Source organism: Alishewanella sp. d11, assembly GCF_049390205.1.
In the GTDB taxonomy this organism is placed as follows: domain Bacteria; phylum Pseudomonadota; class Gammaproteobacteria; order Enterobacterales; family Alteromonadaceae; genus Alishewanella.
This window is the reverse complement of the sequence record NZ_CP186547.1, coordinates 2,849,342-2,872,508: the sequence shown is the minus strand read 5'-3', so window position 1 is coordinate 2,872,508 and position 23,167 is coordinate 2,849,342. Positions and strand designations below refer to the sequence as shown.

The window sequence follows — 23,167 nt, the reverse complement described above, 5'->3', positions numbered from 1 at the left end:
ACCTAAGTAGCCACACCAAGAGGCTACGCTAGCCTAAGCAATAATAACCTCTGTAACATAGGGTGATAGCTTTTGCTGTAACACCTGCTTAGCGCTAACCTCGCCATGCACTATTCTAACCTGTTGTGGCTTTTTGCGCATGCCTTTAATAAATTGTAACAAACCTGCTTGATCAGCATGCGCTGAGTAGCCACCTAAAGTAATTACTTCAGCCTTAATATCGACTCTTTGGCCCTCAATCATAACATAGCCACCCCGCGGCCCAAACTTTTGAATGGCCGCCCCTAAGGTACCGCGGGCTTGAAAGCCGACAAAAACCACTTGATGTGCTGCATCGTCTAGCAATGCTTTTAAATAATTGACAACTCGGCCACCTTCGCACATACCGCTGGCAGCAATAACAATCGCCGGTTTTTTGGTGCTGCTAAGTAAATTAACCGCAGCGAGATGTTCGGCATGGCTATCAATAGTATGTAACTGGCTAAAGTTAAGCGGATGACGACCTTGGGTTAACCGTTTTTTTGCTTCATCATCCCAACAGGCAGCTAATTGCTGGTAAGCAACATTAAATTTGGCCGCTAGCGGCGAATCGACAATCACCGTCAACTCTTGCCAACGTAAATGCTGGTGAATAGGCTTATCGCGCAAACGATAGATTAGCGTTTCAAGTTCGTACAATAATTCTTGGGTTCGGCCAATACTAAAGGCCGGAAACAGCACTGTGCCGTTATCTTGTAGCGAGTGCAGTAATACCTGTTCTAAACGCTGAATACGCTGGCGACGATTTTCATGATTTTTATCACCATAAGTACTTTCAATAACCACTACATCTGCCGCATAAGGCGGTTTAGGCGCAGGCAATAAGGGTGAATAGGGTGCACCTAAATCGCCGGAAAATACGGTAATAAAAGGTTTAGCTGTTTTAGCCTTGCCGATTTGAAGCTGATGCTTAATTTCTACATAGGCAGAGCCTAAAATATGCCCGGCTTTTTGTAGCCGAAATACTCCAGCCTCTTCCGGCAAGCTAAGCCACTGGTTAAAAGCACAAGGGACAATTTGCCGGCCTACCGCACGTAAAAAACCAGCAATAAGCTGTTCATCACGGGTTACCCCAACTTTAAGCGCATCTTCCAGTACCAGCGGTAGTAAGTGTGCCGAGGCGATAGAGCAATAGATCGGCCCTTTAAAACCAGCAGCCAACAGATAAGGAATACGCCCCACATGATCGATATGCACATGGGTAACAATTAACGCCTTGATATACGAGATAGGAAAATTAATGTTGAGGTTACTTTTATTACCACTACCCTGCTCGTCGCCTTGAAATAGGCCACAGTCAATCAGCAGTGCATAATCGGGGGCAAGTTGATATTCATGACAAGACCCGGTCACGCCATCAACAGCACCATGGTGAATAAAACTTGGAGGACTAATAAACTTCGACATCCTTGTCTCCGCGTATAAAATAAATTAGTGAGTAAAACTTACTATAGGCCAGATAAACCAAAGCTGCATATTGCTACTAGGTTATTTTTTTATGCGATCACCACTACCTTTCCCAGCGACAGTCATAAAAATATATTTGAAGTAATTGGCTAAGGTAAGATTTTGCAGCATTTTGGCATCGGTTTCTGCCAATAATTCAGGCGTAGACATATCAATTTCATTAACCTGTGCCAATCCAGTAATACCAGGGCGGGCATTAAAAATACCTTTTTTATCACGCGCAGCGGTAAGCTCTTCTTGATTAAACAAGCCAGGCCGCGGCCCCACCAAGCTCATATCACCCCATAACACATTCCAAAGTTGCGGCAGCTCATCAAGCTTGGTTTTACGCAGAAAACTACCAAACGGCGTAATAGCACTGGCACTGGCCAAGTGGCTCGCCACAGAAGCGGTATCTTTTTTCATGGTACGAAACTTAACCAGCGTAAATGGCTTTTTATAACGACCAACCCGAACTTGGCGAAAAATCGGGGAACCGGTATCAAATAAGCCGATAATGGTAAGAATTACCAAAACCGGAAAACCAAACAACAAGCCGCAAAAAGCAAAAATAATGTCCAGCAATCGAATCAACATAAAGCCTCAAAATTCAAAAAAACAATCTAATAATTACAACTAAATACTGTCAGTAAAGCAGCGCCTAATACCTTCTGCGACTGAAATAGGAGGCTTCCAACCCAGTGTTTCTTTGGTGTGGGTAATATCTACCTGTAAATTACCACAGAGCCTATCCACAATGGCTTGCTTACCGGTTAGTTTACCAGCCAGTCTAAACCAACTCATCGGCACAGGAATCAACCAGGGCTTTTTGCCATAGGCCTCAACCATCAGCTTTAAAAGTTCGGTGGTCGACACATCATTATCGTCACTAACCAAAAAAATCTGGTTGGCAGCTTTGGGGTGTTCAATACAGGTGACTATCAAATCAACTAAATTATCCAATGCCACCATGCTGCGTGCATTATGAATCGCGCCCAGAGGCAGTGGCAAATTCTTCTTGGCAAGCTTTAACATAGCAGCAAAATTGGCTTTTACATCTGGACCGTATACCAGTGGGGGGCGAATAATCACAAACTCCATCCCTGTCTCTGCACATAACGATTTTAAAGCCACTTCCGCTTCAACTTTTGATATCCCATAAGCATCAGTAGCTTGGCTTATATCACTAGAAGTCAAAGGACAACCTGGTAGCGTTGACTCACCGTTTACTTTAATCGTACTAATAAAAATAAAACGCTTTACGCCGGACGCTGCGGCTTGACGAGCCAGATTAAGAGTTCCGGCAACGTTGACCTCACGGTATGCTGCCAACGGGTCTGCAGCAGTATCATCCATCACATGTACACGCGCCGCTGCATGAATGACGACCGAAACGCCGGCCAGGCAGTCGGAGTAGTCTTCAGTAGTAGTAAGTTCTTTTTGAAAAAACTGTCCTGGCTGCCCCGCTATGTGACGACGCCCGACGAGTCTTAATTGGCTTCCGGATAGCGCGGCCACCAGGGCCGATCCAACGAAACCAGTGTGACCGGTAATTAAAATTACACCCTTAAGCAATTCAACGCCCCAATAATTCCTGATAAAGCTTCAGATGGATGCCCACTACTGTGTTGATATCAAACTCAGCCTCTGCCAATCGCCGGCCGTTAAGGCCCAGCTTCAGGCGCAAATGCTTATTAACACTCAGTTTTTCTATCGCATCAGCGAGTTGTTCTGCATTTTTGACTTCGACAAGCAAACCCGTTTCGTCAGGAGTAATAGCATCACGACATCCCGGCACATCTGTAGTAATCACTGCTCGCCCACAAGCTGCAGCTTCAATGAGTGATTTTGGTAGCCCCTCGCGATAACTTGGCAGCACAGCAACATGACAGTTAGCGTAGGTTGAATTAACATCTTTAGAATAGCCCCAATACTCGACTAAACCGTCAGAGACCCAACTATCAATTTGTTGCTTAGTAACTGACTTTGGATTTTCATCAGTATCACCAACCAATACCATACGACAATCCAAGCCTCGGGCTTTAAGCAACTTGGCAGCTTCAACAAATTCTAAGACGCCCTTGTCAACTAAAAGTCTGGCAAGTAACAAAAAAACCGGCGCCCCCGCTGGCTCCTCACTAATCACGTAATTATTTAGGTTAACTCCCGAGCCACGGATTGTAACCGCCGAATTTTCTTCAATGATTTTTTGAGAAATAAACAACTGCTTATCTGTATTATTTTGAAAGATAACCCTCGTTGCCGAATTTCTGAGTGCAAAGCGGTACAGTAAACTAATAAAAAAACGCAACAACTTAGCTTTAAAGCCTTCAGCGATAAACACAAAACCCAAACCTGAAATCGATGCCACCCTGGCTACGCGAAAAAAACGCGAAGCGATACCAGCGTACAACACGGGCTTTATAGTAACCATATGAATTAGCGATGGTTTAAGCTTACTAATTAATCTCCATATGGAAAATAACGTTTTGAGCTCTGCAACAATTGAGGTTCCACTTCGCTCTAGCTTTAACTCATGCACTACGAAACCAGAGGATACCAATACATCTGCTTTATCTGTCAACTGACACGCGACGTGAACCTCATAACCCGCCTCTTTTGCTGCAACAGCTATAGGCAAACGATGTGAAACAAAAAACCAATCTACGTTTACGACGAAAAGTATCTTCGCTTTCATTTATGATATTTCTCATACCAAGCTTGAAACATCAAGATATCCCACAGTTGATACTGCAAGTTACGTTTGCCTGTTTTATGCTCATTCCACATCTTAGTTATTAACGTAGCATCAAAAAAGCCTTCGGTTACTAGGCGATCATGGTTAAGCAAACTATCAGCCCACTCCCTTAAGGGGCCTCGCAACCAGCTATCTAATGGAACGGCAAAACCCATCTTTGGCCGCTCTATTAAGTCTTTTGGCACGTACTTATACAAAATCTGCCGTAAACACCATTTAGACTGACCTTGATTCAATTTCATGTATTCAGGTAAACGCCAAGCATGCTCTAGCACTTTATGATCAAGGAATGGTACACGAGTTTCTAGAGAAACAGCCATGGCAGCCCTATCTACTTTTACTAAAATATCATCGGGTAGATAACTAAGAGTGTCTTGTGCCATCATTTGTGAAATTGGATCAGTAAAATTAGCTTTACGTGTTGGATCTGTCAAAACTGTTGATGGCTCTTTGCTACCCAACACTACCTTCTCAGGGTTCTGCCAGTGAGAAACCAACCCCATATATAAATCATCAACATTACGACATGCAACTACTGAAGCTGCTTTATGTAATTTTTCGCCAAAATTATTAAGCTGCAATCGGGTAGGCAAAAATTTATTGATAAAATCCCAACCTTTTATAGGAACGGTAGTCATCAAAAGTGAGGCAAGTTTCCGCAAAGAAACAGGTACCTTATTGATCTTATGCCAAAGTTGACGTGTTAGTAAATATCGATTATATCCGCAAAACAGCTCGTCCCCCGCATCCCCTGATAAGGATACAGTTACATGTTTACGGGCGATTTTTGATACTAAATAAGTTGGGATTTGTGACGAATCAGAAAATGGCTCATCAAAGATATCGGCTAACATGGGAACTACAGCTAACGCATCCTCCGAAGTAACATATAAGTCAGTGTGTTCTGTACCTAAATGATTTGCTACTTCTCTTGCAAACTCGGCCTCGTTAAAACGAGGGTCATCAAAACCAATAGAAAATGTTTTAACAGGCTTTGTTGTTTGAGCCTGCATCAAAGCTACAATAAGTGAAGAATCAATACCACCTGATAAAAATGCACCTAACGGCACGTCAGCAGACATTTGTTTCGCAACCGCCTCTTTAAGAGTTTGCTCTAAAGCTAAAAGTTGTTGCTCAACTGGCTTATCATAGATATCTGCTGCAGATTGAGCCATAACATCACGAACCGACCAGTAACTTTCTACAAGTAATTGATTGTTTGCATCTAAAGTAAGAATAGTACCTGGTAGTAATTTAAATATTTGCTGATAAATAGAATATGGTGCAGGTATATAGTTATGACGAAGTAACAAGGCTATTGCATCACGATTTATTTCTTGCTTAAAAGCTGGATGAGCACGCAAAGCATTAAGTTGTGAACCAAATAAAAAACAACCCTGTTGCCAACCGTAATATACTGGCTTCTCACCAAAACGATCTCTGGCTAGTTGCAAGATCTTAGCTTGATTATCCCAAAGAGCTAAACCAAACATTCCGCTCGCTTTAATTAACGTGGTATTCAAACCCCATTGCTCTATGGCTGCTAGCAAAGTTTCAGTATCTGAGTGACCAAGCCAGTGACGTGGACAGATATTTTCAAGCTCAGCACGAATTTCTAGGTGATTATAAATTTCTCCGTTATAAGCAATCATATAACGACCGCTTTTTGATGACATCGGCTGATGGCCAGCTTCAGACAAGTCGACTATTGCTAGGCGGCGATGAACCAAACCAATATTATCTTCGGCATTATACCATAAACCTGAGCTATCAGGACCCCTATTAAACATGGCCATTGCCATGCTATTTAGCAGGCTCTCATTATTAACAGCTATCTTATCACGTGAAATAAAACCTGCAAAACCACACACCAAATTTAATCCCCATACATATTGCAACTAATATCTACCACTCACAGTAAATATCTGTACATTAAATTATATCCAACAACACTGCTCAACTTGAGGCTATAGAAATGAAATAACTCTGATTAATTATCATCAAGAATTAGCTCTTTTCGAATAAAAAACATAAAAGTAAAAAATAGCAAACTCGACCCAAAAATAGAAATGTCTACCTGTAAAATGAAAAAAACCAGAAACTATGAAAGCGGCTACGAATGCAGCTTGCAAGTAAAAGCCTTGGCGAACTCTATCTATAAGAAAAACAAAAAAAACATAGTAAATAAGAACAGGAAATAGAATTCCAAATTGCATGCTAAAATCGAGAAAAGTGTTGTGAGCCTCTAAACCCGAAAAGGGTGATTCAATACCACTAAAATTACCAGCACCAAAGCCGAAAAAGGGAGATTCCAATGTTGCATAAACAGCATTAATAAAAAGATTTATTCTAACACCACCCTCATCAGCGGCATTCCAAATAGACAAAACAATATCAGAAAACCTTAAAAAAAGGAAATACAGGCCAAAACACATCAAAATAATGATTAAAAATATGGATGTACTGAAAGATAATTTTTTACCAAAAAAAACCAGTAAAACAATATATAGAAAAAGAGTTACAAATAAAGTCAAGATATAAGCATCACTCTCAGATTTCAATGCAATCCATACAACAATTGGAAGGAATATTAATGACAGACGTCTTGAATAAATAACAAGTAGCATTGAAAGACAGGATGCATAAAACATCAACTGATTTGGATTGCTAGCAGCTCCAGAGTAGCGTTCTTGCGCAGATGTTACACCAAACAAGTAAATTGTAAACAAATTTGATATAATGAAAGAAATCGCAAACCAAAACACTACAGCATTCATATGTATGTATTTATTTTTTAGAGCTTCAACAAGTAAGAAAGAGAGTGAGACTCCAAGAATAAATGAGGCAATGTATTCAGGAAATACCTTTTCACCAAGAACAAGAGCTGTGACAGAGGTCATTAGAGGAAAAATTACTAAAACAAAAAATAAAAAATAAAGCTTGATTAACCCAGAAAAATCATAATTAAACCTTGCTAAACTACGCCCAAACTTTACAAACAATATGAGATAAGAAACTAGGAAAAAAATTTCTGAAGGCCCAATTGGCCCCAGAAATCGCAACGAAGTCATATATCCAGTACCTAGCCCCAAGCCGAGAAAAAAAGCAAGAGGACTAACACTCCATGGTTTACTTAATAACATCACGGAATACTCGTACTAAATTAACAACTTGCTCCTTACGTTCATACAAAACTCGTTTTTCTGTATTAAATAAGAAATGATTTGCAAACACACTGTCTATAAAATCCCCGATTATTGGGGGTTCATTAGCAGCAAAACCAAAACCATTTTGAACTATAATGTTAGCAGCATCATCGTGTATTGCACCTATAAGCAAAATTGGTTTTGCCGCACCAATATACTCGAAAAGCTTACCAGTTAAGATTCCTTTCTCTTTTGGATCATTCCATGTAAGTAAAAGTAAAATATCTGAGTTAGACTGTTTAGCTATAGCTTCTTCACGGGATATCATGGAATTAAGAGTAATGCATGAGCCAAGATCATATTTTTTTATTAAGAAATCTATAAAGCCTAGATTACTACCATAAAAATCAATCTTAGTAATTTTTCGCAAATCAGGTCTTGAACAAAGTAACTCGAACAGAGGTGATGGATCTCTTTTTCCAGCATATACAGATCCAGTATAAACGATATTAATACATCCTTTATTAGTTGGTTTAGTATTTTTTAAATTGAAATCATTCTCATCATATGCGTTTAAAATGACTGAAACTGGAATTCTAGGGTATTTTTTTGAGAGTACGTCTTTTAATGGTTCCGACACTGTTACAATTGCGGCTGCTCTTTTTAATACTTTACTTTCAAAAATTTGGTCTAACCAACTATTATAACCATAATGATTATCAGACCAAAGATCTCGAAGTTCTGCTACCCAAGGTATTTCAAATCGTTTTGATAATGCATTTGCAATAACACAAGAAGTGTAAGGTGTAGCTGATGCATAAATAACATCAGGAAACCAACCAGAATCAATTAATCTATTTGCTTCCTTAAAAGCATATGGATACCAGCCTATATACTTATCTGGAATAGATATAATTCGCTGATAAACTTGATTAAGCAGGCTTAAAAAACGACCTTTAAATGAAGCTTTATGTAAATTCCCCTTTAAAGATGATACACTTTTCTTTCCTAAGATAGAATATATTGGCTTCTCAAGGTCAACCCATTTTGTTCTCTCAATATTACTTTCAGGAAAAGTTGATAACAAATTAGGGGCTAAATTTTGATTATAAGCAGATATTACACGTACATCATGTCCCATTTCATTTAATAATTCAGCCGTTCTAGTTGTACGTACTGCGCCTATGCAATTGTAAGGTGCAAAGAAATAAGTTACAAACAAAATTTTCAACGTAACAACTCCGCTATAATCTTCATAGCAGCTTCCCCACCACCGTATAAGTTAGGGTCATAGGAATCATTTCTCAAGCTCATTTGCATTGTTTGGTATCCGGCTAGGATTTTGGCTTTATCTGCACCAACAAGTTTATTAGCACCCGCTTCAACTAGTTCTACCCATTCAGTTTCATCCCGCATAGTTATGCAGGGTTTTGCAAAGAAATACGCTTCCTTTTGTAAACCACCGCTATCAGTCATTACTAAGCTCGAATGATGTATTAGCCAAACCATGTTGAGGTAACCCACTGGGTTGATAATAGTAAGGTTTTTGGTATTAATTTGTAATTCTTGAATTATTTTTTTTGTACGTGGATGCAAAGGCAAAACAACCTGTTGGTTTTTGGCTATTTGGTTTAATGCTTCAAAAATTGCGAATAAGCGCTTTGGATCATCAGTATTTTCCGCACGGTGAATTGTACAAAGCACATAATCATCATCAATCAAAAAACCTTGTGGTTGCTGTGCCAAATTTTTATAAAAAAAAGCCCCATCTTGCATGACATCACCGGACAAGACCACTTTTGCATTGTTTTGCCAATGATTAATGCCTTCATTTTTCAAGTTATCAACCGCTGCCTGTGTAGGGCAAAATAAAATTGAGCTGATACGGTCAGTCAAAATACGGTTGACTTCTTCGGGCATCCGAATATTAAACGACCGTAAACCTGCTTCAACGTGGGCAATTTTAATATGAAGCTTAGATGCCGCAATCGCCCCAGCCAGGGTAGAATTTGTATCTCCATACACGAGAACCCAATCCGGCTTTTCGTTCAACAAAACATCTTCTATTTTCTCGATCATCTGCCCAGTCATCGAACCATGCGTTTTGGCACCAACTCCCAAAAAATAATCAGGCTTAGGAATTTGCATTTCCTCAAAAAAAACATCACTCATATTAGCATCGTAATGTTGCCCTGTATGGATAATAACCTCTTTAATATCAGCCCCCAATTCGCACTGACGAAGAATTTCACGGCTAACAGTACCAGCTTTAATAAACTGTGGTCGAGCACCCAGAATAGTGACTATTTTCATTGAATCTACATCCTAAATTTATATTTTAGCTTGTTTAGCATCTTGTAGTAATCGAAACTTAAAACAGTTACGCTCAAGCAAATATATTTTTATGCCAGCGAACAAAGTTTACCCAGCGCCATATTTGCCAAGTGAAAGGTTTGTTTCCTGCAATAATTAAATCAAATTCTTTTAAGAGTTCATTTGTGTTTATAAATTTGATCTCATTAGCATCTTGAAGCCATAGACGCAAATTCGGTGCCATGGCCGTCAGCCAAACTTTTTCAGGGGTTTCAAAGCCAACTTTATCTTTTCTGTCCAAAATCTGATCAGGAACGATACCACGCATAGCCGCACGGAAAACACTTTTGGTTTCACCTTTATTCGAAATCAAATACTCTTCCGGTAGGCTCAATAAAAGGTCTGATGTTGGGAGCGTTAAAAAAGGAACACGACTTTCAACCGAAAAACACATAGAGTTACGATCACCATGTCGCAACAATTGGGGCAAGCCTTCTAATTGAAGTGAGTTTGCTAAAGTTTCAACAACGCGGCGCCCACGATTTTCAGTTTGTTGGCTCTGTAAATCAGTTTTTAAATCAACGCCCTGAGAAGCTAGGTATTCTATATTAAGCCAATCGGGTTTCGGCGATTTTATGAGTAAATCTTTAAACAAGGGGCGCATACTATTGGGTAGCATGCCTGCCCCTAAACATTTGTAAGCTTTTAAGCTCCCTCTACCAGGCCAGCTTTTCCAATTATGTGTGAAAGAAAGCAGTGTTTTAAAATCACGTTGTTCAAATAAGCTCTGCATACGCTGGACAGGATAACCGGAATACCCAGCCAACAACTCATCCGCACCCTGACCATCCAGGGTAACGGTTATGCCGTTTTGTTTTGCCAATTGAAAGACGCGGTATTGAGCATAAATACTGGTGCTACCAAACGGTTCGCCTTGCGCTTGGATAAGGTCATCCAAATCCCTTAAAAGCTCATGCCCATTTGCCACGACCTTATAACTTTTAGCATGAGTATGCTCATTAACAAAATCAACCCACTTTTCTTCAGAAACGGGCGAGTCTTTGGCTATATAACTGAAGGTATGAATATCGGCTTTGGGTTCTAAATGGCGCATCGCACAAACCACAGCAGACGAGTCTATACCACCCGACAAAGCCGCACCTAAAGGCACATCACTACGTAAATGCAGTTTTACATTTTCGAGAAACTGTTCGCGCACCTTCTCAGCCGCTTGATCAAAACTCAGATCAGAAGATTCCTTAATCGAAGGTGTCCACCACTTGATGGTTTTGCTGATAGTGGCTTTTGATAAATCAAACTCCATCAAACAACCCGGCATCAAGTGCTTAACGCCATCAATAAAAGTCAACTCATTGTTATCGTAAACACCGTGAACCAAATAATCATAAGCGCGTTGTAAACAGAGTTGCTTAGGTTGTTCGCGTAATTCTAAAAGTGCATTGATATCCGATGCAAAAAGAAACTGCCCGCCGTCTTGCGCATAAAAAAACGGTTTAATCCCAAACGCATCACGAACACAAGTAATGGTATTTAACTGTTTATCATAAACAACAAAAGCAAACATCCCGATTAAACGGGTTAAACACGCCTGCCCCCAACACTGCCAAGCCGTAAGCAAAACCTCGGTATCGGATTCCGTTGAAAACGCGAAACCTAGACCTTTTAATTCGTCCCTAAGCTCCTTGTAGTTATAGATTTCACCATTAAAAACAATACTAAAACGCCCATCATGCGAATTCATCGGCTGATGACCCGCCGCAGAGAGATCAATAATCGAAAGCCGCGTATGTCCAAGAATTAACTCACCTGACTGAACAGTGCCAAAACGCTCATATCCCCGATCATCGGGTCCGCGATTATTCATTTTGGACAATGCAGAATGAATCTGCTGATCTGTTAATTGCGATTGAAAAAAACCGCCTAAAATTCCACACATATCTTTACCTGTATACCTTTTTCATAACGGCATTTTTTATAGTTAACAACTCTAGTGCAGTAATTAATTTAAGCTTAAACATTAAAGCGATTAATGTTAAAACTAAAAGCAATCTCACTACTAATGTAAGAAAATAATTTAACTCTGCAAAGTAACCGAAGTATAGGTACACAAATGATGATGCTATAACAAACAACACCAAATAACCTAGCCATTTATGAGGCACATAATAGAGTTTTTGGCTAAAAAATATAAAAAACAAAAAGGCAATAAAATATCCAATTGTTGTTGCAAGCGCCGCACCCTGTATCCCAAAAACTGGAATTAGTGCATAGTTTAAAACAATATTGATAACTGCAGCCACGATACTAATCAAGAAAATGAGATGTGTTTTTTTACGAATACCGATTCCCGGCATAAAAACATACATATTGGAAAAAAGCAGGGCTAAAACCAAAAGCGGAATAACGTTCGCAACTATATAAAACTCAGGCGTTGTTAATAAGATCAACAATTCTTCTGCCACCAATGAATAGGCCAAAAAGAAAAAAACTGCAAACACCACAAAATATTTGAATATGACCGATAAGCTTTGAGGGGTATCATGCTCATTATAATGTTTATAAATAAGGGGCGTAATCGCCATTTGAAAGCCAATCATCACCAAACTTGCGGCAGAGGCTAAGCGAACGGCAACACCATATTGCCCTACACTTTCAAGATCTATTAACATGTTGATCATATAACGGTCAACATACAAACTCACAAAAACCAACATACTAGCTGGCACAAGCGGAATTGAAAACTTCAATAACTGCTTCAGCAGGCCTGGTTTAAAAACCAAACCAAATGACTGTCTTAATAAAAATAATCCCAGCAAACTAGCAAGCAACACACTCACAATCATAGAATATAAAATAGCAGTTAACCCTAAATCATAGACTATGCCGAAAACAAAGGCCGAGGCAAGATTAGCCGCCGCATAAAACACCGAGACAATGGCATAACCGACACTATTACCCTCAAATCTCAACTGATTTTGAAAGTAATAAAAAAAGCCATGCAACGCAATAAACACCAAAGCTAATTGGAAAAACGGAGCATACTCACTTTTGCCAGTTATAAAATGATTCAATTCAACATAAAAAGTACTTGCCGTGATGAAAAACAATGCATACATAAACAAAGTAAAATATAAGCCCGTTGAACTGTAGGATAATCGCTGCTTAATATCTGAAAGTTCTGGTATAAATCTCGCTACCCCTTGTGAAATCTCTAAAGCGACCGTAAATGCAATGATATTCCCAAAAACAAGAAACAAATCTAACGCCCCTAATTCTTCAGGGCTGGCGATACGCGTATAGATTGGAAGCAGAAATATCGCTATGCCTCGACTTAAAACCGTAGGCAAGGTATAGATTAGTGCATCCTTAACAAAAGACTTAATCATTTGCCGATAGCACCGTATGTATAACCTTTTTAATTTCTTGCTCGCCCATCCCGAAGAATACGGGTAACCTAACCAATCTTTCGCTTTCGGTGGTTGTGTATTGGTCTGTACCGCTAAACTCACCAAACTTTTGCCCTGCGGGTGCAGAATGAAGCGGAATATAGTGGAACACCGCCATTATGTCGTTGGCTTTTAGATGTTCGATAAACGCGGTACGTTGGTCTAGGTCTTTTAGTTTGAGGTAGTACATGTGTGCATTATGTTGGCAATTTTCTGGCATTTTTGGCAAATCTACCAATCCTGCATTTTGCAGTGGTTTAAATGCATCATGATAGGCATTCCACGTTGCCAAACGGTTTTGGTTAATTTCATCCGCTTTTTCTAACTGCCCCCACAAAAACGCGGCTTGCAGCTCGCTGGGTAAATAACTGCTTCCCACATCCACCCAAGTGTATTTATCCACCTGCCCACGGAAAAACTGGCTGCGGTTAGTGCCTTTTTCACGAATCACTTCCGCACGCTGCAAAAAACGCTCATCGTTAATAATCAACAAGCCGCCTTCGCCGCCGCTTGTGTAGTTTTTGGTTTCATGAAAGCTAAACGCCCCTAAATGCCCAATGGTTCCCAATGGCTTGCCTTTGTATGTACTCATCATACCCTGTGCGGCATCTTCCACCACAAACAAACCATGACGATTGGCGATGTCCATAATCGCATCCATCTCACAGCCCACACCCGCATAATGCACTGGCACAATCGCTTTGGTTTTAGTGGTAATGGCGGCTTCGATTAAAGTTTCGTCAATATTCATCGTATCGGGGCGAATATCCACAAACACAATCTTTGCGCCACGAAACACAAACGCATTGGCGGTGCTGACAAAGGTATAGCTGGGCATAATCACTTCATCGCCCGGCTGAATGTCGATCAATATCGCCGCCATTTCTAACGCCGCCGTGCAAGAAGGCGTGAGCAAGGTTTTAAGGCAACCTAAGTTTTCCTCAAACCAGGCCTGGCACTTTTTCCCAAAAAAACCATCGCCCGAAATTTTATTGCTTTGCATCGCCTGCAAAACATACTGTTGCTCATTGCCCGTTAAAGGCGGTTTGTTAAATGGAATCATATTTAATTAAACCTGCTTCTAAAATTTAACTGTACCATTTTGTCATTCACATCGGTTATTTCCTTCAAAACTAATAACCCTTTTGCGCAAACAATGACTGGCATACCTTGTTTTAAAAATATTACTTTCCCAATATGTCTTTTCCGATGTTCAACTACAATATCATCCAGAACATCAACTTCTTTAAAATTAATCCCTCTATCATTTAATCTAGCTTTTGCGTCATCATACGGATAGCCCACAGCATCAATAAACTGCTTAATTTTTTCGGCTGACCAAGCCCAATCAATAAAGTAATCTTTATGATCTAGCCATAAACTATAAGTTGCCTGACTTTCGTCTTGCTTATATCTTGAAAGCTGCTCGCCTGCTAAAACACGAGTATAGATTTCATCGACCAATTCAAAATACAACGGCTCTATTTGCTTAATTGCCTCTTCTATTATTATCGGGTAACTAAAATCAGTTGATTTTTGCGCAATAATATCGCCACGATCATACTTGCAATCTGCAAACAAAGCTGTTACCCCCCCCAAAAAAAACTCCTTATTAATTAAGGAATTTACTAAGGGAGCAAACCCGCGATATTTAGGCAGCAGAGAATCATGAAAAACAATCAGATTAGTTTCATTTTTAATTAACCAACGCCAGCCTATGGCGAACTTTAAGGCTGAAAATTTGTTTTCAATTTCGGCATCAAATTGTGTGCGAGAATAAAAAGGAATGTTATTATTTTGCTCAAGCTGTTTTATCTCGTGAAAGCCATCATATTGAATGGCTTTATCTTGCTCGCAAACAACATAGCCAATCGCATTAACACCAAATCTCTCGATAAAGCTTTTAAGTAAAAACAAGCCTTTTGAATTCATCAGATAAAACGCGATATTTTGCATAACCATCTTAGTGTTCGCCTTTTAAATAAGCACGCTCTAATTCAAGCAAATCTTTTTTACGGTCTTTAATTTTTTTTGCTGGTGAGCCTACATAAATTGACCAACTTTCAGTTGATTTCAAAACTAGCGCATTAGCCCCAATGGAATTACCTTCAGAAACTTCAACGCCAGGCATTATTATTGCGCCAGCACCAACAATTGAATGCCTACCAATACGAACCGGTAACATCAATTCATTTTTATATTGCTTAGGTACTGTTGAATTTGTCATTGTTGCACCTGAGTAATCATCAGACTGCGTGAACACCTTTACTCCATAAGCCAGGGTAGCAAAGTCCTCAATCAATAGCCCAGGAATTCCACCTGCAAGTAGACATTGGGGGGTTATATGGACGTTTCGCCCTATTTTAATATTTCCGGAAACCACACAAAAGTCGTCTATTCTAGAAAAGTCACCAATTTCAATTTTATCAGCATTATATACACTAGCACGGTCACTTATCTTTACGCCTTTACCGAGTGATTTGAACCCCATCATGGTCAATTGTTCGTCAGTTAGATAAGCCATTAATTGAAAATCTCACGTAATTGTTTCAGAAATGTTTTCTCAGAAAAGTATGATTTAACTATATGCTTGTTCGCTTCAGTTTGAGTATTCACAGAACCTGACAACGCTAACTCCTCAATATCATAAACTGTAATACCATGACTCTTAAAAAGTGCCCACTGTGTGACATCACTACGCATAAATACTTTTTTTCCCAAACCTAACAGCGTAATGGTGTTACCCATGGCTTGTTGATATGGATGGTTAAATATAACAATGTCAATTTTGCCCAAAAAATCTAAGTACTCATTAAATTGCATAAGGGAAGTTAAAAACTCTATATTATTACCGAATATCTCCCTCCCTAAAGTTATAACTTCATTAGCATACATTTTATCTCCATATGAAAGTGGTACAAAAATCTTTATATTTTTATCTTTAACTTTCTCAAGTTTACTAAATATATCTTTGTGGTTATTCATGGGATCAGCTGAATTACCAACTAATACATTAGTAACAGTACCAAATTTTTCAGGGATATTTATCTCTTTATAAATATTACTTTTATACATAAAACATTCGTGATAATTGGCTTTTGATCCAAACCACTTTACTGCATTTTCGTAGTCGCCTTTTATGTAGGTAACCATATGTCCGATTTTTTTTGCAATCCTACCTATAAAGAAATACCTTAATTTATTTTTCCAACCATTCTGATACTTATAGCCGTATAAATCTGCACCCCAGATAATCCAATAACTTTTGTGAAGAATCCATGGCATAAAAAAGACAATCAGTATTATTCGGGGATCAAACAAACCATGTAAAAAAATTTTTTCTGATTTATTAATTGAAAAAATAAGACGCAGATATAGAAAAAAATTCTTAATTCTACCTTTGTTAAAAATTTTGACACATTCTGTTTCACTAATCTCGCCACTTGCAATAGAGTCACTAAGATAAAATAGATGCCGGTTTTCTTTAAAGCCTTCACAATTCATCTGGTCTATGAAAGACGGGAGGAAAACGGTTGCCGGAGCTAAATGCACAATATTCATTAACCACACCCCGTAGTTAAAAATTTCAAATATTCTCCATAGCCGTTTTTGCTGAGGGCTTCAGCGGTTTGGTTGACTTGGTCTTTGGTGAGCCAGCCGTTGCGCCAGGCGATTTCTTCTAGGCAGGCGATTTTGTAGCCTTGGCGTTTTTCGATGGTTTCGACAAACATGGCGGCTTCAAGCAGGCTTTCGTGGGTGCCTGTGTCGAGCCAAGCAAAACCGCGCCCTAGCAGTTCGACGTTTAAATCGCCTCTTTCGAGATAAAGCTGGTTGATGGTGGTGATTTCGAGTTCGCCTCGGTGACTGGGCTTAACTTGTTTGGCGATTTCCACCACGTCGTTATCGTAGAAGTATAAGCCTGTGACCGCGAAGTTGGATTTAGGGTTGGTCGGTTTTTCTTCGATGCTGATGGCTTTTTGGTTTTCGTCAAACGCCACCACACCAAAACGCTCTGGGTCTTTGACTTGGTAACCAAATACGGTGGCACCAGCAGACCTAGTGGCGGCACGTTTTAGAATCGGGGTAAAACCTTGCCCCCAGAAGATGTTGTCGCCAAGCACTAAACACACGCTGTCGTTGCCAATAAAGTCTTCGCCGATGGTAAAGGCTTGTGCAAGTCCGTCGGGACTGGGTTGGATGGCGTAACTAAGGTTGACACCAAAGTCTTTGCCGTCGCCGAGCATACGGATAAACCCGCCTTGGTCTTCGGGTGTGGTGATGATAAGGATGTCTTGAATCCCCGCCAACATCAGCACCGAAATCGGATAATAAATCATCGGTTTGTCGTAAACGGGTAATAGCTGTTTGGATACGCCGCGCGTAATCGGATAAAGCCGTGTGCCGGAACCGCCGGCTAAGATAATACCTTTCACTATTTACTTCCTAATCTTTCTCTTTGATAGCTGCCGTCTTGTACGTGCTGGCACCAGGCCTGGTTATCGAGATACCATTGTACGGTTTTGCGTATGCCGGATTCGAAGGTTTCTCGTGGTGTCCAGCCAAGTTCGCGTTGGATTTTTCTGGCATCAATGGCATAGCGCATATCGTGGCCGGGTCGGTCTTTTACGAAAGTCATGAGACTTTCGTAACTTTGAATGTTTAATGTTGAATGCTTAATGGGAGCAAGTTCTTCGAGTATTGCGCAAATGGTTTTGACGACTTCAATGTTTTGTTTTTCGTTGTGGCCACCGATGTTGTAGGTTTCGCCGATTTTGCCTTTTGTGGCAACAAGCACTAATGCGCGGGCGTGGTCTTCGACATACAACCAATCGCGGATTTGATTGCCTTTGCCGTAAACAGGTAGCGATTTGCCTTCTAGTGCGTTCAAAATCACTAATGGAATCAATTTTTCCGGGAAATGATAAGGCCCGTAGTTGTTGGAACAATTGGTGACTAGGGTTGGTAAGCCGTAGGTTCTTAGCCATGCGCGCACTAAATGGTCTGAGCCTGCTTTTGATGCGCTATAGGGTGAACTTGGGGCGTAGGCCGCCTCTTCTGTGAAGAGCGGCAAAGATTCACCCTCACCCCAGCCCTCTCCCATCAAGGGAGAGGGCGCACTGATTTCATCGGGATGCGGGAGGTCGCCGTAGACTTCGTCAGTTGAAATGTGGTGAAAACGGAAGTTGGTTTTTTTATCACCTTGCAGACCTGCCCAATAAGCTCTTGCTTGTTCGAGCAATGTATAGGTGCCAACAATATTGGTTTGGATAAACTCACCCGGCCCGTCAATCGAACGGTCAACATGCGATTCGGCGGCAAGATGCATCACAAGGTCTGGTTGGTGTTGATTAAATACACGCTTGAGTTCTACTGCATCACAAATATCGACTTGTTCAAACGCATAGCGTTGGTTGTTTTCCACTGACTTTAGGGATTCCAAATTACCAGCGTAAGTGAGTTTATCGACATTGACGACGTTGTATTCTGTGTCGTTGATAATGTGGCGCACAACAGCACTTCCAATGAACCCTGCTCCACCTGTTACGAGTATTTTGATATTTTTATTTGTCATGATTTTTGCTTTTGTTTTGCTTTTGTCTTGATTTTTTAATGCTAGTCATCTTCTTGTTACCCATTTGCCGCCGAATACGGCGATGAAGTTTTGGTTTTGTTGTATGTCGTATTCAAGGGTGGCTTTAATCGGGTTGTCGGCGCTTTTAATGATTGGACGCAGGCCAGCAAAGCTTTGCAAGTTGTTTTGTTTGTTAATGGGTGTTTTGAATTAATGGTTATGGGCATTGCTTCTGTATCTTCCGAACCAGAACCTGTCGCATGCTTATGCTTTTTGAGGTTGCTGCTGTACATAAATTCCCACTCTAAATCAGCCAATTGCCTAAGCTCAGCGAAAAACCACATTAAAATACCATTTTTTGACCACAAGTTAAAACGCTGGTAGATGGCGCTTATATCGCCAAAAGCTTCTGAGACATCGCGCTAAGGGCGCCGACTCGGATATAATAAGAAATGACTTCGAACTATTTCTGTGTTAAGCCTTATCATATACACGGCTTGTTTTGAACATTAATCTTATTAGCTTTGACCTACACTCGTCTTTTTACATTGTTCTTGGCATGATGACTTGTAATGGTTGGTTATTGGCGAAAGTAATTATACCAGCCCATCATTCTGTATAATAATCCATCACGAAAGCTCAACAAGCCCTAGACAAAACTCAAAGTTTTCTAAATAGCGTGGCGCTATGCCTTGCTTGAAGAACTCCCAAGAGGTCATGATGCCGTTAATGCCTCCGCCAATTACTACGATTTCAATCTATACCGAAGTCTTTAGTATATCTATAACATATTTAATTTCTTCATCCGTGAGGAATGGATTCATCGGTAGGCTCATGACTTGTTGAGCTGCTTGTTCGGATACTGGAAAATCGCCTTGTCTTAAGCCAAGGTATTGAAAACATTCTTGCATATGTAAAGGCAAAGGGTAATGCACGGCAGTTGGGATGCCTGCATGTTGAAGCGTGGCTTGCAATTGGTCACGGTTTTGAACGCGCACTGTATATTGCGCCCACACGCTCGTTCGGTCACTTTTAACTTGTGGTGTCGTTACTGTGCCGTGGAGTTGTTCAGTATAGGCTTTTGCAACACGGTTTCGGCCTTGTATTTCCTTGGGGTAGTAAGGCAGTTTTGCTAACAGTATTGCGGCTTGGATAGTGTCTAAGCGTCCGCCTATGCCAATATATTTGTGGTAGTATCGCTTATTTTGGCCGTGAACACGCATCATTTTCACTTTTTCGGAGTATTCATCATTATTAGTAAATACCGCCCCGCCGTCACCATAACAACCGAGTGGCTTAGCTGGGAAGAAGCTGGTGGTGTAAATGTCGCAATGATTGGCGGCACATATGTTTTTGTAAGACGAACCAAAACATTGTGCTCCGTCAATAATGACTTTAAGGTTGTGTTGTTTGGCGATGGCGTTAATTTCATCCATGTCCGCTGGTTGCCCGTAAAGGCTAACGGGCATGATGGCTTTGGTTTTGTCTGTTATGGCCGCTTCGATTTTGCTTGGGTCAATGTTAAATGTGACTGGGTCAATATCGACAAACACTGGAGTGGCGTGCATCAGCGCTATGGTTTCAGCAGTAGCGATAAAAGTAAAAGGCGTGGTAATAATTTCATCACCCGGTTGAATATCCATTGCCATCATTGCAAGCAGTAACGCATCCGTGCCGTTTGAGCAAGTGATTGCGTGTTTAACACCGGTAAAGGCCTGCAATTGGGTTTCGAGCTGTTGAACTTCTTCACCCATAATGTAATTGGACTTATTTAACACGGCCTGTATATTGGCGTCAATATCAGCTTTGTATAGTTGGTATTGGTATTGTAAGTTTGCAAAATCGACTTTCATCATGATTACTCAATTAGACTTATTTGGCCGTTTTTTAGTTGATAATGTTGTTCGGTGTAAGGACAGATCGTTTGCGCTTCACCCTCTAGAGGTAAATCGAGTTTTTCACCGTATTGACTCATCCAGCCGATTTGTTTGGCGGGCACGCCGACCATTAATGCGTAAGGTTTTACATCTTTATTGATGACCGCACCGGCTCCGATAAATGCGTATTCGCCAATCGTAACGCCACACACGACTGTGCAGTTAGCACCGAGCGTTGCGCCTTGTTTGACAAGCGTGTCTTTGTATTCGTTTTTGCGTTCAATTAATGCTCGTGGATTATAAACATTGGTGAACACCATACTAGGGCCACAAAATACACCCTCTTCTAAATGTACATTGTCATAAACCGAGACATTATTTTGAATTTTGCAGTCACTGCCTATTACAACCCTATTACCAATGAAAACATTTTGGCCTAATGAACAACGTTCACCGATTTTGGCACCACTACAAACATGCGCAAAATGCCAAACTCGGCTCCCCTGCCCGATTTCGGCTCCAGCATCAATTATTGCACTTTCATGCTTATAAAAATTACTCATATTACTTAACCAGCTTTGTAACAAATGGATGGTAATCACCCGTTAAAGCAGACAATGCTGCAGTTCTGATATGAGCAACAGTTTCAATAGCTACTCTGTTTTCCTCAAGACCAAAGCCGTTACCTGCAAGTATCTCTTTGTAGCTAATGGTATGCAAATCAGTAAAGCCGTCTGAAAACTCAATAGACTCACCATCTGCAGTGATTGATCTGTATGTTCTTTGTCCTGAAGATCTTACATGATCAGGCACATCATTTACGTCTACAGATAAAAACCAGCGCACACGCGCTCTCTCATATTCAAGATAGCCTGCTGCTTTTGTTGGCGAGTTAAAATGAACTTTATTTTCCTGCAGAGCACCAAAAACGAAATGAAGCATGTCGTAGAAATGCACGCCTATGTTAGTGGAAATGCCACCTGATTTCTTATCATCGCCTTTCCATGACTGAAGATACCAATGGCCTCTAGACGTTATATATGTCAGATCAACATCAAATTTATGTCCAGGAGCACTAGAAGCTACTTTTTGCTTTAAAGCAATTATAGAAGGATGAAGACGAAGCTGGAGTATTGTATTAACTCTCTGTCCGGTTTCTTTCTCAATTTCTTGCAATCCATCTATATTCCAAGGATTTAATACGAGGGGCTTTTCACAAATAGCGCACGCGCCTGTACGTAAAGCAAACCTCATATGCGAATCATGTAAATAGTTTGGAGAACAAATTGCTACATAATCAACTTGCCTACTGTTACTTTCTCTGCGTAACTTATCTAAATGCCGATCAAAACGTTCAAACTCTGTAAAAAAATCAGCATTAGGAAAATAGCTATCTATGATGCCAACTGAATCATTTTTATCTAAAGCAGCAACCAAATCGTTACCAGTATCTTTAATAGCTTTCATATGTCGCGGTGCAATATAACCGGCAGCACCAATTAGCGCGAAGTTTTTCATAAAAATCCTTTATCAAATGTACCACTTAACGGTTTCTGCAATACCTTGTTGAAAGGTGTGAGATGGTTGATATTGTAAAAATTGTTTTGCTTTCGATATATCTGCTTGTGAATGTCGCACATCCCCAAGCCGAAAATCTTTATAGATGGGGTCTAACTTAACCTCGACGCCATTTGCAACAAGAGTGTTTTTAATAGCGTAAAAAAGTTCATTTAATGAAGTTCGGTCACCTACCGCAACATTATAAACCCGATTTTTAGCATCATCACCGGCCGTTGCTGCAAGAATGTTCATCTGCACAACATTATCGATAAAACAAAAGTCTCTGCTGGTTTCGCCGTCACCATTAATAAAGACTTGCTGACCGCGAATCATTGCAGCTGTCCACTTTGGAATGACCGCCGCATACGCTCCATCTGGATCCTGCCGTTTGCCGAACACGTTAAAATAACGCAAGCCTATGGTATTAAAACCATAGGTTTTGGCAAATACCTTAGCATAGAGCTCGTTCACTAATTTAGTGACCGCGTAGGGCGACAACGGACTACCGATATTTTCTTCAACTTTGGGTAGCGCCGGATGATCACCATAAGTTGAGCTACTAGCTGCATAGGTAAAACTTTTCACAGCGGCATCACGCGCAGCAACGAGAATATTTAAGAAGCCGGTAATGTTAGTAGCATTTGATGTTATGGGGTCGGCAATGGATCGTGGAACAGAACCTAATGCGGCCTGATGTAATACGTAATCAATGCCTTCGACCGCTTTCTGGCAATCTTCAAGATTACGAATATCACCTTTAATAAAGCTAAAACGAGACCACTGCTCCATGCTGACTAAGCTTTTAACTTCATCCAGGTTGTGCTGATAACCTGTAGCAAAGTTGTCTAAACCAACAACCTTCTGATTTAATTTCAATAAAGTTTCAAGAAGATTTGAGCCGATAAAACCTGCAATACCAGTAATTAGCCAGACTTTAGGAGCTGCGATAAGTTGCTGCTTAATTTTATCGTAATACATCAATCATTAAC

At 40.4% G+C, this 23,167-nt stretch carries 20 protein-coding genes and 1 pseudogene; all 21 read right to left on the bottom strand.

Annotation, left to right across the window (positions count from 1 at the left end; translation table 11 throughout):
• Window positions 1-33: 33 nt before the first annotated feature.
• Window positions 34-1,446: an MBL fold metallo-hydrolase RNA specificity domain-containing protein gene (locus ACO1PK_RS13050; protein ID WP_423186042.1), complete on the bottom strand. Its 1,413-nt coding sequence runs from the start codon at window positions 1,444-1,446 to the stop codon at window positions 34-36.
• Between the two features lie 81 nt (window positions 1,447-1,527).
• Window positions 1,528-2,082, bottom strand: coding sequence for a sugar transferase (locus tag ACO1PK_RS13045; protein WP_423186041.1), 555 nt, complete (start codon window positions 2,080-2,082; stop codon window positions 1,528-1,530).
• 39 nt (window positions 2,083-2,121) lie between these two features.
• A complete protein-coding gene (locus ACO1PK_RS13040; protein ID WP_423186040.1) occupies window positions 2,122-3,060 on the bottom strand; it encodes a UDP-glucose 4-epimerase family protein in 939 nt (312 codons plus the stop codon).
• A gap of 1 nt (window position 3,061) precedes the next feature.
• Window positions 3,062-4,183 carry a glycosyltransferase family 4 protein gene (locus tag ACO1PK_RS13035; RefSeq protein WP_423186039.1) on the bottom strand — a complete coding sequence of 374 codons (1,122 nt, stop codon included), beginning with the start codon at window positions 4,181-4,183 and terminating at the stop codon, window positions 3,062-3,064.
• Window positions 4,180-6,141 carry an asparagine synthase (glutamine-hydrolyzing) gene (asnB, locus tag ACO1PK_RS13030; protein WP_423186038.1) on the bottom strand — a complete coding sequence of 654 codons (1,962 nt, stop codon included), beginning with the start codon at window positions 6,139-6,141 and terminating at the stop codon, window positions 4,180-4,182. Before asnB (ACO1PK_RS13030) ends, ACO1PK_RS13035 begins: the two co-directional genes overlap by 4 nt.
• A gap of 102 nt (window positions 6,142-6,243) precedes the next feature.
• On the bottom strand, window positions 6,244-7,389 hold the full coding sequence (locus ACO1PK_RS13025) for a hypothetical protein (RefSeq protein WP_423186037.1): 1,146 nt from the start codon (window positions 7,387-7,389) through the stop codon (window positions 6,244-6,246).
• Window positions 7,373-8,620 (bottom strand): glycosyltransferase, encoded by a 1,248-nt coding sequence (locus ACO1PK_RS13020; RefSeq protein WP_423186036.1) that lies wholly within the window; start codon window positions 8,618-8,620, stop codon window positions 7,373-7,375. Before ACO1PK_RS13020 ends, ACO1PK_RS13025 begins: the two co-directional genes overlap by 17 nt.
• The gene (wecB, locus tag ACO1PK_RS13015) at window positions 8,617-9,702 is read right to left on the bottom strand and encodes a non-hydrolyzing UDP-N-acetylglucosamine 2-epimerase (protein ID WP_423186035.1); all 1,086 of its coding nucleotides are present in this window, start codon (window positions 9,700-9,702) and stop codon (window positions 8,617-8,619) included. The genes ACO1PK_RS13020 and wecB overlap by 4 nt, the downstream gene beginning before the upstream one ends.
• A gap of 73 nt (window positions 9,703-9,775) precedes the next feature.
• Window positions 9,776-11,659, bottom strand: a complete 1,884-nt coding sequence (gene asnB, locus ACO1PK_RS13010) for an asparagine synthase (glutamine-hydrolyzing) (protein ID WP_423186034.1) — start codon at window positions 11,657-11,659, stop codon at window positions 9,776-9,778.
• A 4-nt stretch (window positions 11,660-11,663) separates the two neighbouring features.
• Window positions 11,664-13,109 carry an oligosaccharide flippase family protein gene (locus ACO1PK_RS13005; RefSeq protein ID WP_423186033.1) on the bottom strand — a complete coding sequence of 482 codons (1,446 nt, stop codon included), beginning with the start codon at window positions 13,107-13,109 and terminating at the stop codon, window positions 11,664-11,666.
• Window positions 13,102-14,232: a dTDP-4-amino-4,6-dideoxygalactose transaminase gene (gene rffA / locus ACO1PK_RS13000; protein WP_423186032.1), complete on the bottom strand. Its 1,131-nt coding sequence runs from the start codon at window positions 14,230-14,232 to the stop codon at window positions 13,102-13,104. Before rffA ends, ACO1PK_RS13005 begins: the two co-directional genes overlap by 8 nt.
• Before the next feature lie 2 nt (window positions 14,233-14,234).
• The gene (locus ACO1PK_RS12995) at window positions 14,235-15,125 is read right to left on the bottom strand and encodes a formyltransferase family protein (RefSeq protein WP_423186031.1); all 891 of its coding nucleotides are present in this window, start codon (window positions 15,123-15,125) and stop codon (window positions 14,235-14,237) included.
• Window positions 15,126-15,132: 7 nt separating this feature from the next.
• A complete protein-coding gene (locus ACO1PK_RS12990; protein ID WP_423186030.1) occupies window positions 15,133-15,693 on the bottom strand; it encodes an acyltransferase in 561 nt (186 codons plus the stop codon).
• Window positions 15,693-16,730 carry a TDP-N-acetylfucosamine:lipid II N-acetylfucosaminyltransferase gene (locus tag ACO1PK_RS12985; RefSeq protein WP_423186029.1) on the bottom strand — a complete coding sequence of 346 codons (1,038 nt, stop codon included), beginning with the start codon at window positions 16,728-16,730 and terminating at the stop codon, window positions 15,693-15,695. The genes ACO1PK_RS12990 and ACO1PK_RS12985 overlap by 1 nt, the downstream gene beginning before the upstream one ends.
• Window positions 16,730-17,602 (bottom strand): glucose-1-phosphate thymidylyltransferase RfbA, encoded by an 873-nt coding sequence (gene rfbA, locus ACO1PK_RS12980; RefSeq protein WP_423186028.1) that lies wholly within the window; start codon window positions 17,600-17,602, stop codon window positions 16,730-16,732. Before rfbA ends, ACO1PK_RS12985 begins: the two co-directional genes overlap by 1 nt.
• Window positions 17,602-18,726 (bottom strand): dTDP-glucose 4,6-dehydratase, encoded by a 1,125-nt coding sequence (gene rfbB, locus ACO1PK_RS12975; RefSeq protein ID WP_423188221.1) that lies wholly within the window; start codon window positions 18,724-18,726, stop codon window positions 17,602-17,604. The genes rfbA and rfbB overlap by 1 nt, the downstream gene beginning before the upstream one ends.
• Before the next feature lie 239 nt (window positions 18,727-18,965).
• A pseudogene (locus ACO1PK_RS12970) lies at window positions 18,966-19,251 on the bottom strand (IS5/IS1182 family transposase); the annotation flags it as partial.
• 248 nt (window positions 19,252-19,499) lie between these two features.
• A complete protein-coding gene (locus tag ACO1PK_RS12965) occupies window positions 19,500-20,597 on the bottom strand; it encodes a DegT/DnrJ/EryC1/StrS family aminotransferase (protein ID WP_423186027.1) in 1,098 nt (365 codons plus the stop codon).
• Between the two features lie 2 nt (window positions 20,598-20,599).
• Window positions 20,600-21,181, bottom strand: a complete 582-nt coding sequence (locus ACO1PK_RS12960; RefSeq protein WP_423186026.1) for an acyltransferase — start codon at window positions 21,179-21,181, stop codon at window positions 20,600-20,602.
• A gap of 1 nt (window position 21,182) precedes the next feature.
• Entirely contained in the window at window positions 21,183-22,136 is a 954-nt protein-coding gene (locus ACO1PK_RS12955) for a Gfo/Idh/MocA family oxidoreductase (RefSeq protein WP_423186025.1), read from the bottom strand.
• A 12-nt stretch (window positions 22,137-22,148) separates the two neighbouring features.
• Window positions 22,149-23,159 carry an NAD-dependent epimerase/dehydratase family protein gene (locus tag ACO1PK_RS12950; RefSeq protein ID WP_423186024.1) on the bottom strand — a complete coding sequence of 337 codons (1,011 nt, stop codon included), beginning with the start codon at window positions 23,157-23,159 and terminating at the stop codon, window positions 22,149-22,151.
• Between the last annotated feature and the right edge of the window lie 8 nt (window positions 23,160-23,167).

Bases quoted from the DNA above. Each gene is read 5' to 3' on its own strand.
- ACO1PK_RS13050 (WP_423186042.1), bottom strand. From the start codon at position 1,446: ATGTCGAAGTTTATTAGTCCTCCAAGTTTTATTCACCATGGTGCTGTT.
- ACO1PK_RS13045 (WP_423186041.1), bottom strand. From the start codon at position 2,082: ATGTTGATTCGATTGCTGGACATTATTTTTGCTTTTTGCGGCTTGTTG.
- ACO1PK_RS13035 (WP_423186039.1), bottom strand. From the start codon at position 4,183: ATGAAAGCGAAGATACTTTTCGTCGTAAACGTAGATTGGTTTTTTGTT.
- wecB (WP_423186035.1), bottom strand. From the start codon at position 9,702: ATGAAAATAGTCACTATTCTGGGTGCTCGACCACAGTTTATTAAAGCT.
- asnB (WP_423186034.1), bottom strand. From the start codon at position 11,659: ATGTGTGGAATTTTAGGCGGTTTTTTTCAATCGCAATTAACAGATCAG.
- ACO1PK_RS13005 (WP_423186033.1), bottom strand. From the start codon at position 13,109: ATGATTAAGTCTTTTGTTAAGGATGCACTAATCTATACCTTGCCTACG.
- rffA (WP_423186032.1), bottom strand. From the start codon at position 14,232: ATGATTCCATTTAACAAACCGCCTTTAACGGGCAATGAGCAACAGTAT.
- ACO1PK_RS12995 (WP_423186031.1), bottom strand. From the start codon at position 15,125: ATGCAAAATATCGCGTTTTATCTGATGAATTCAAAAGGCTTGTTTTTA.
- ACO1PK_RS12990 (WP_423186030.1), bottom strand. From the start codon at position 15,693: ATGGCTTATCTAACTGACGAACAATTGACCATGATGGGGTTCAAATCA.
- ACO1PK_RS12985 (WP_423186029.1), bottom strand. From the start codon at position 16,730: ATGAATATTGTGCATTTAGCTCCGGCAACCGTTTTCCTCCCGTCTTTC.
- ACO1PK_RS12965 (WP_423186027.1), bottom strand. From the start codon at position 20,597: ATGATGAAAGTCGATTTTGCAAACTTACAATACCAATACCAACTATAC.
- ACO1PK_RS12960 (WP_423186026.1), bottom strand. From the start codon at position 21,181: ATGAGTAATTTTTATAAGCATGAAAGTGCAATAATTGATGCTGGAGCC.
- ACO1PK_RS12955 (WP_423186025.1), bottom strand. From the start codon at position 22,136: ATGAAAAACTTCGCGCTAATTGGTGCTGCCGGTTATATTGCACCGCGA.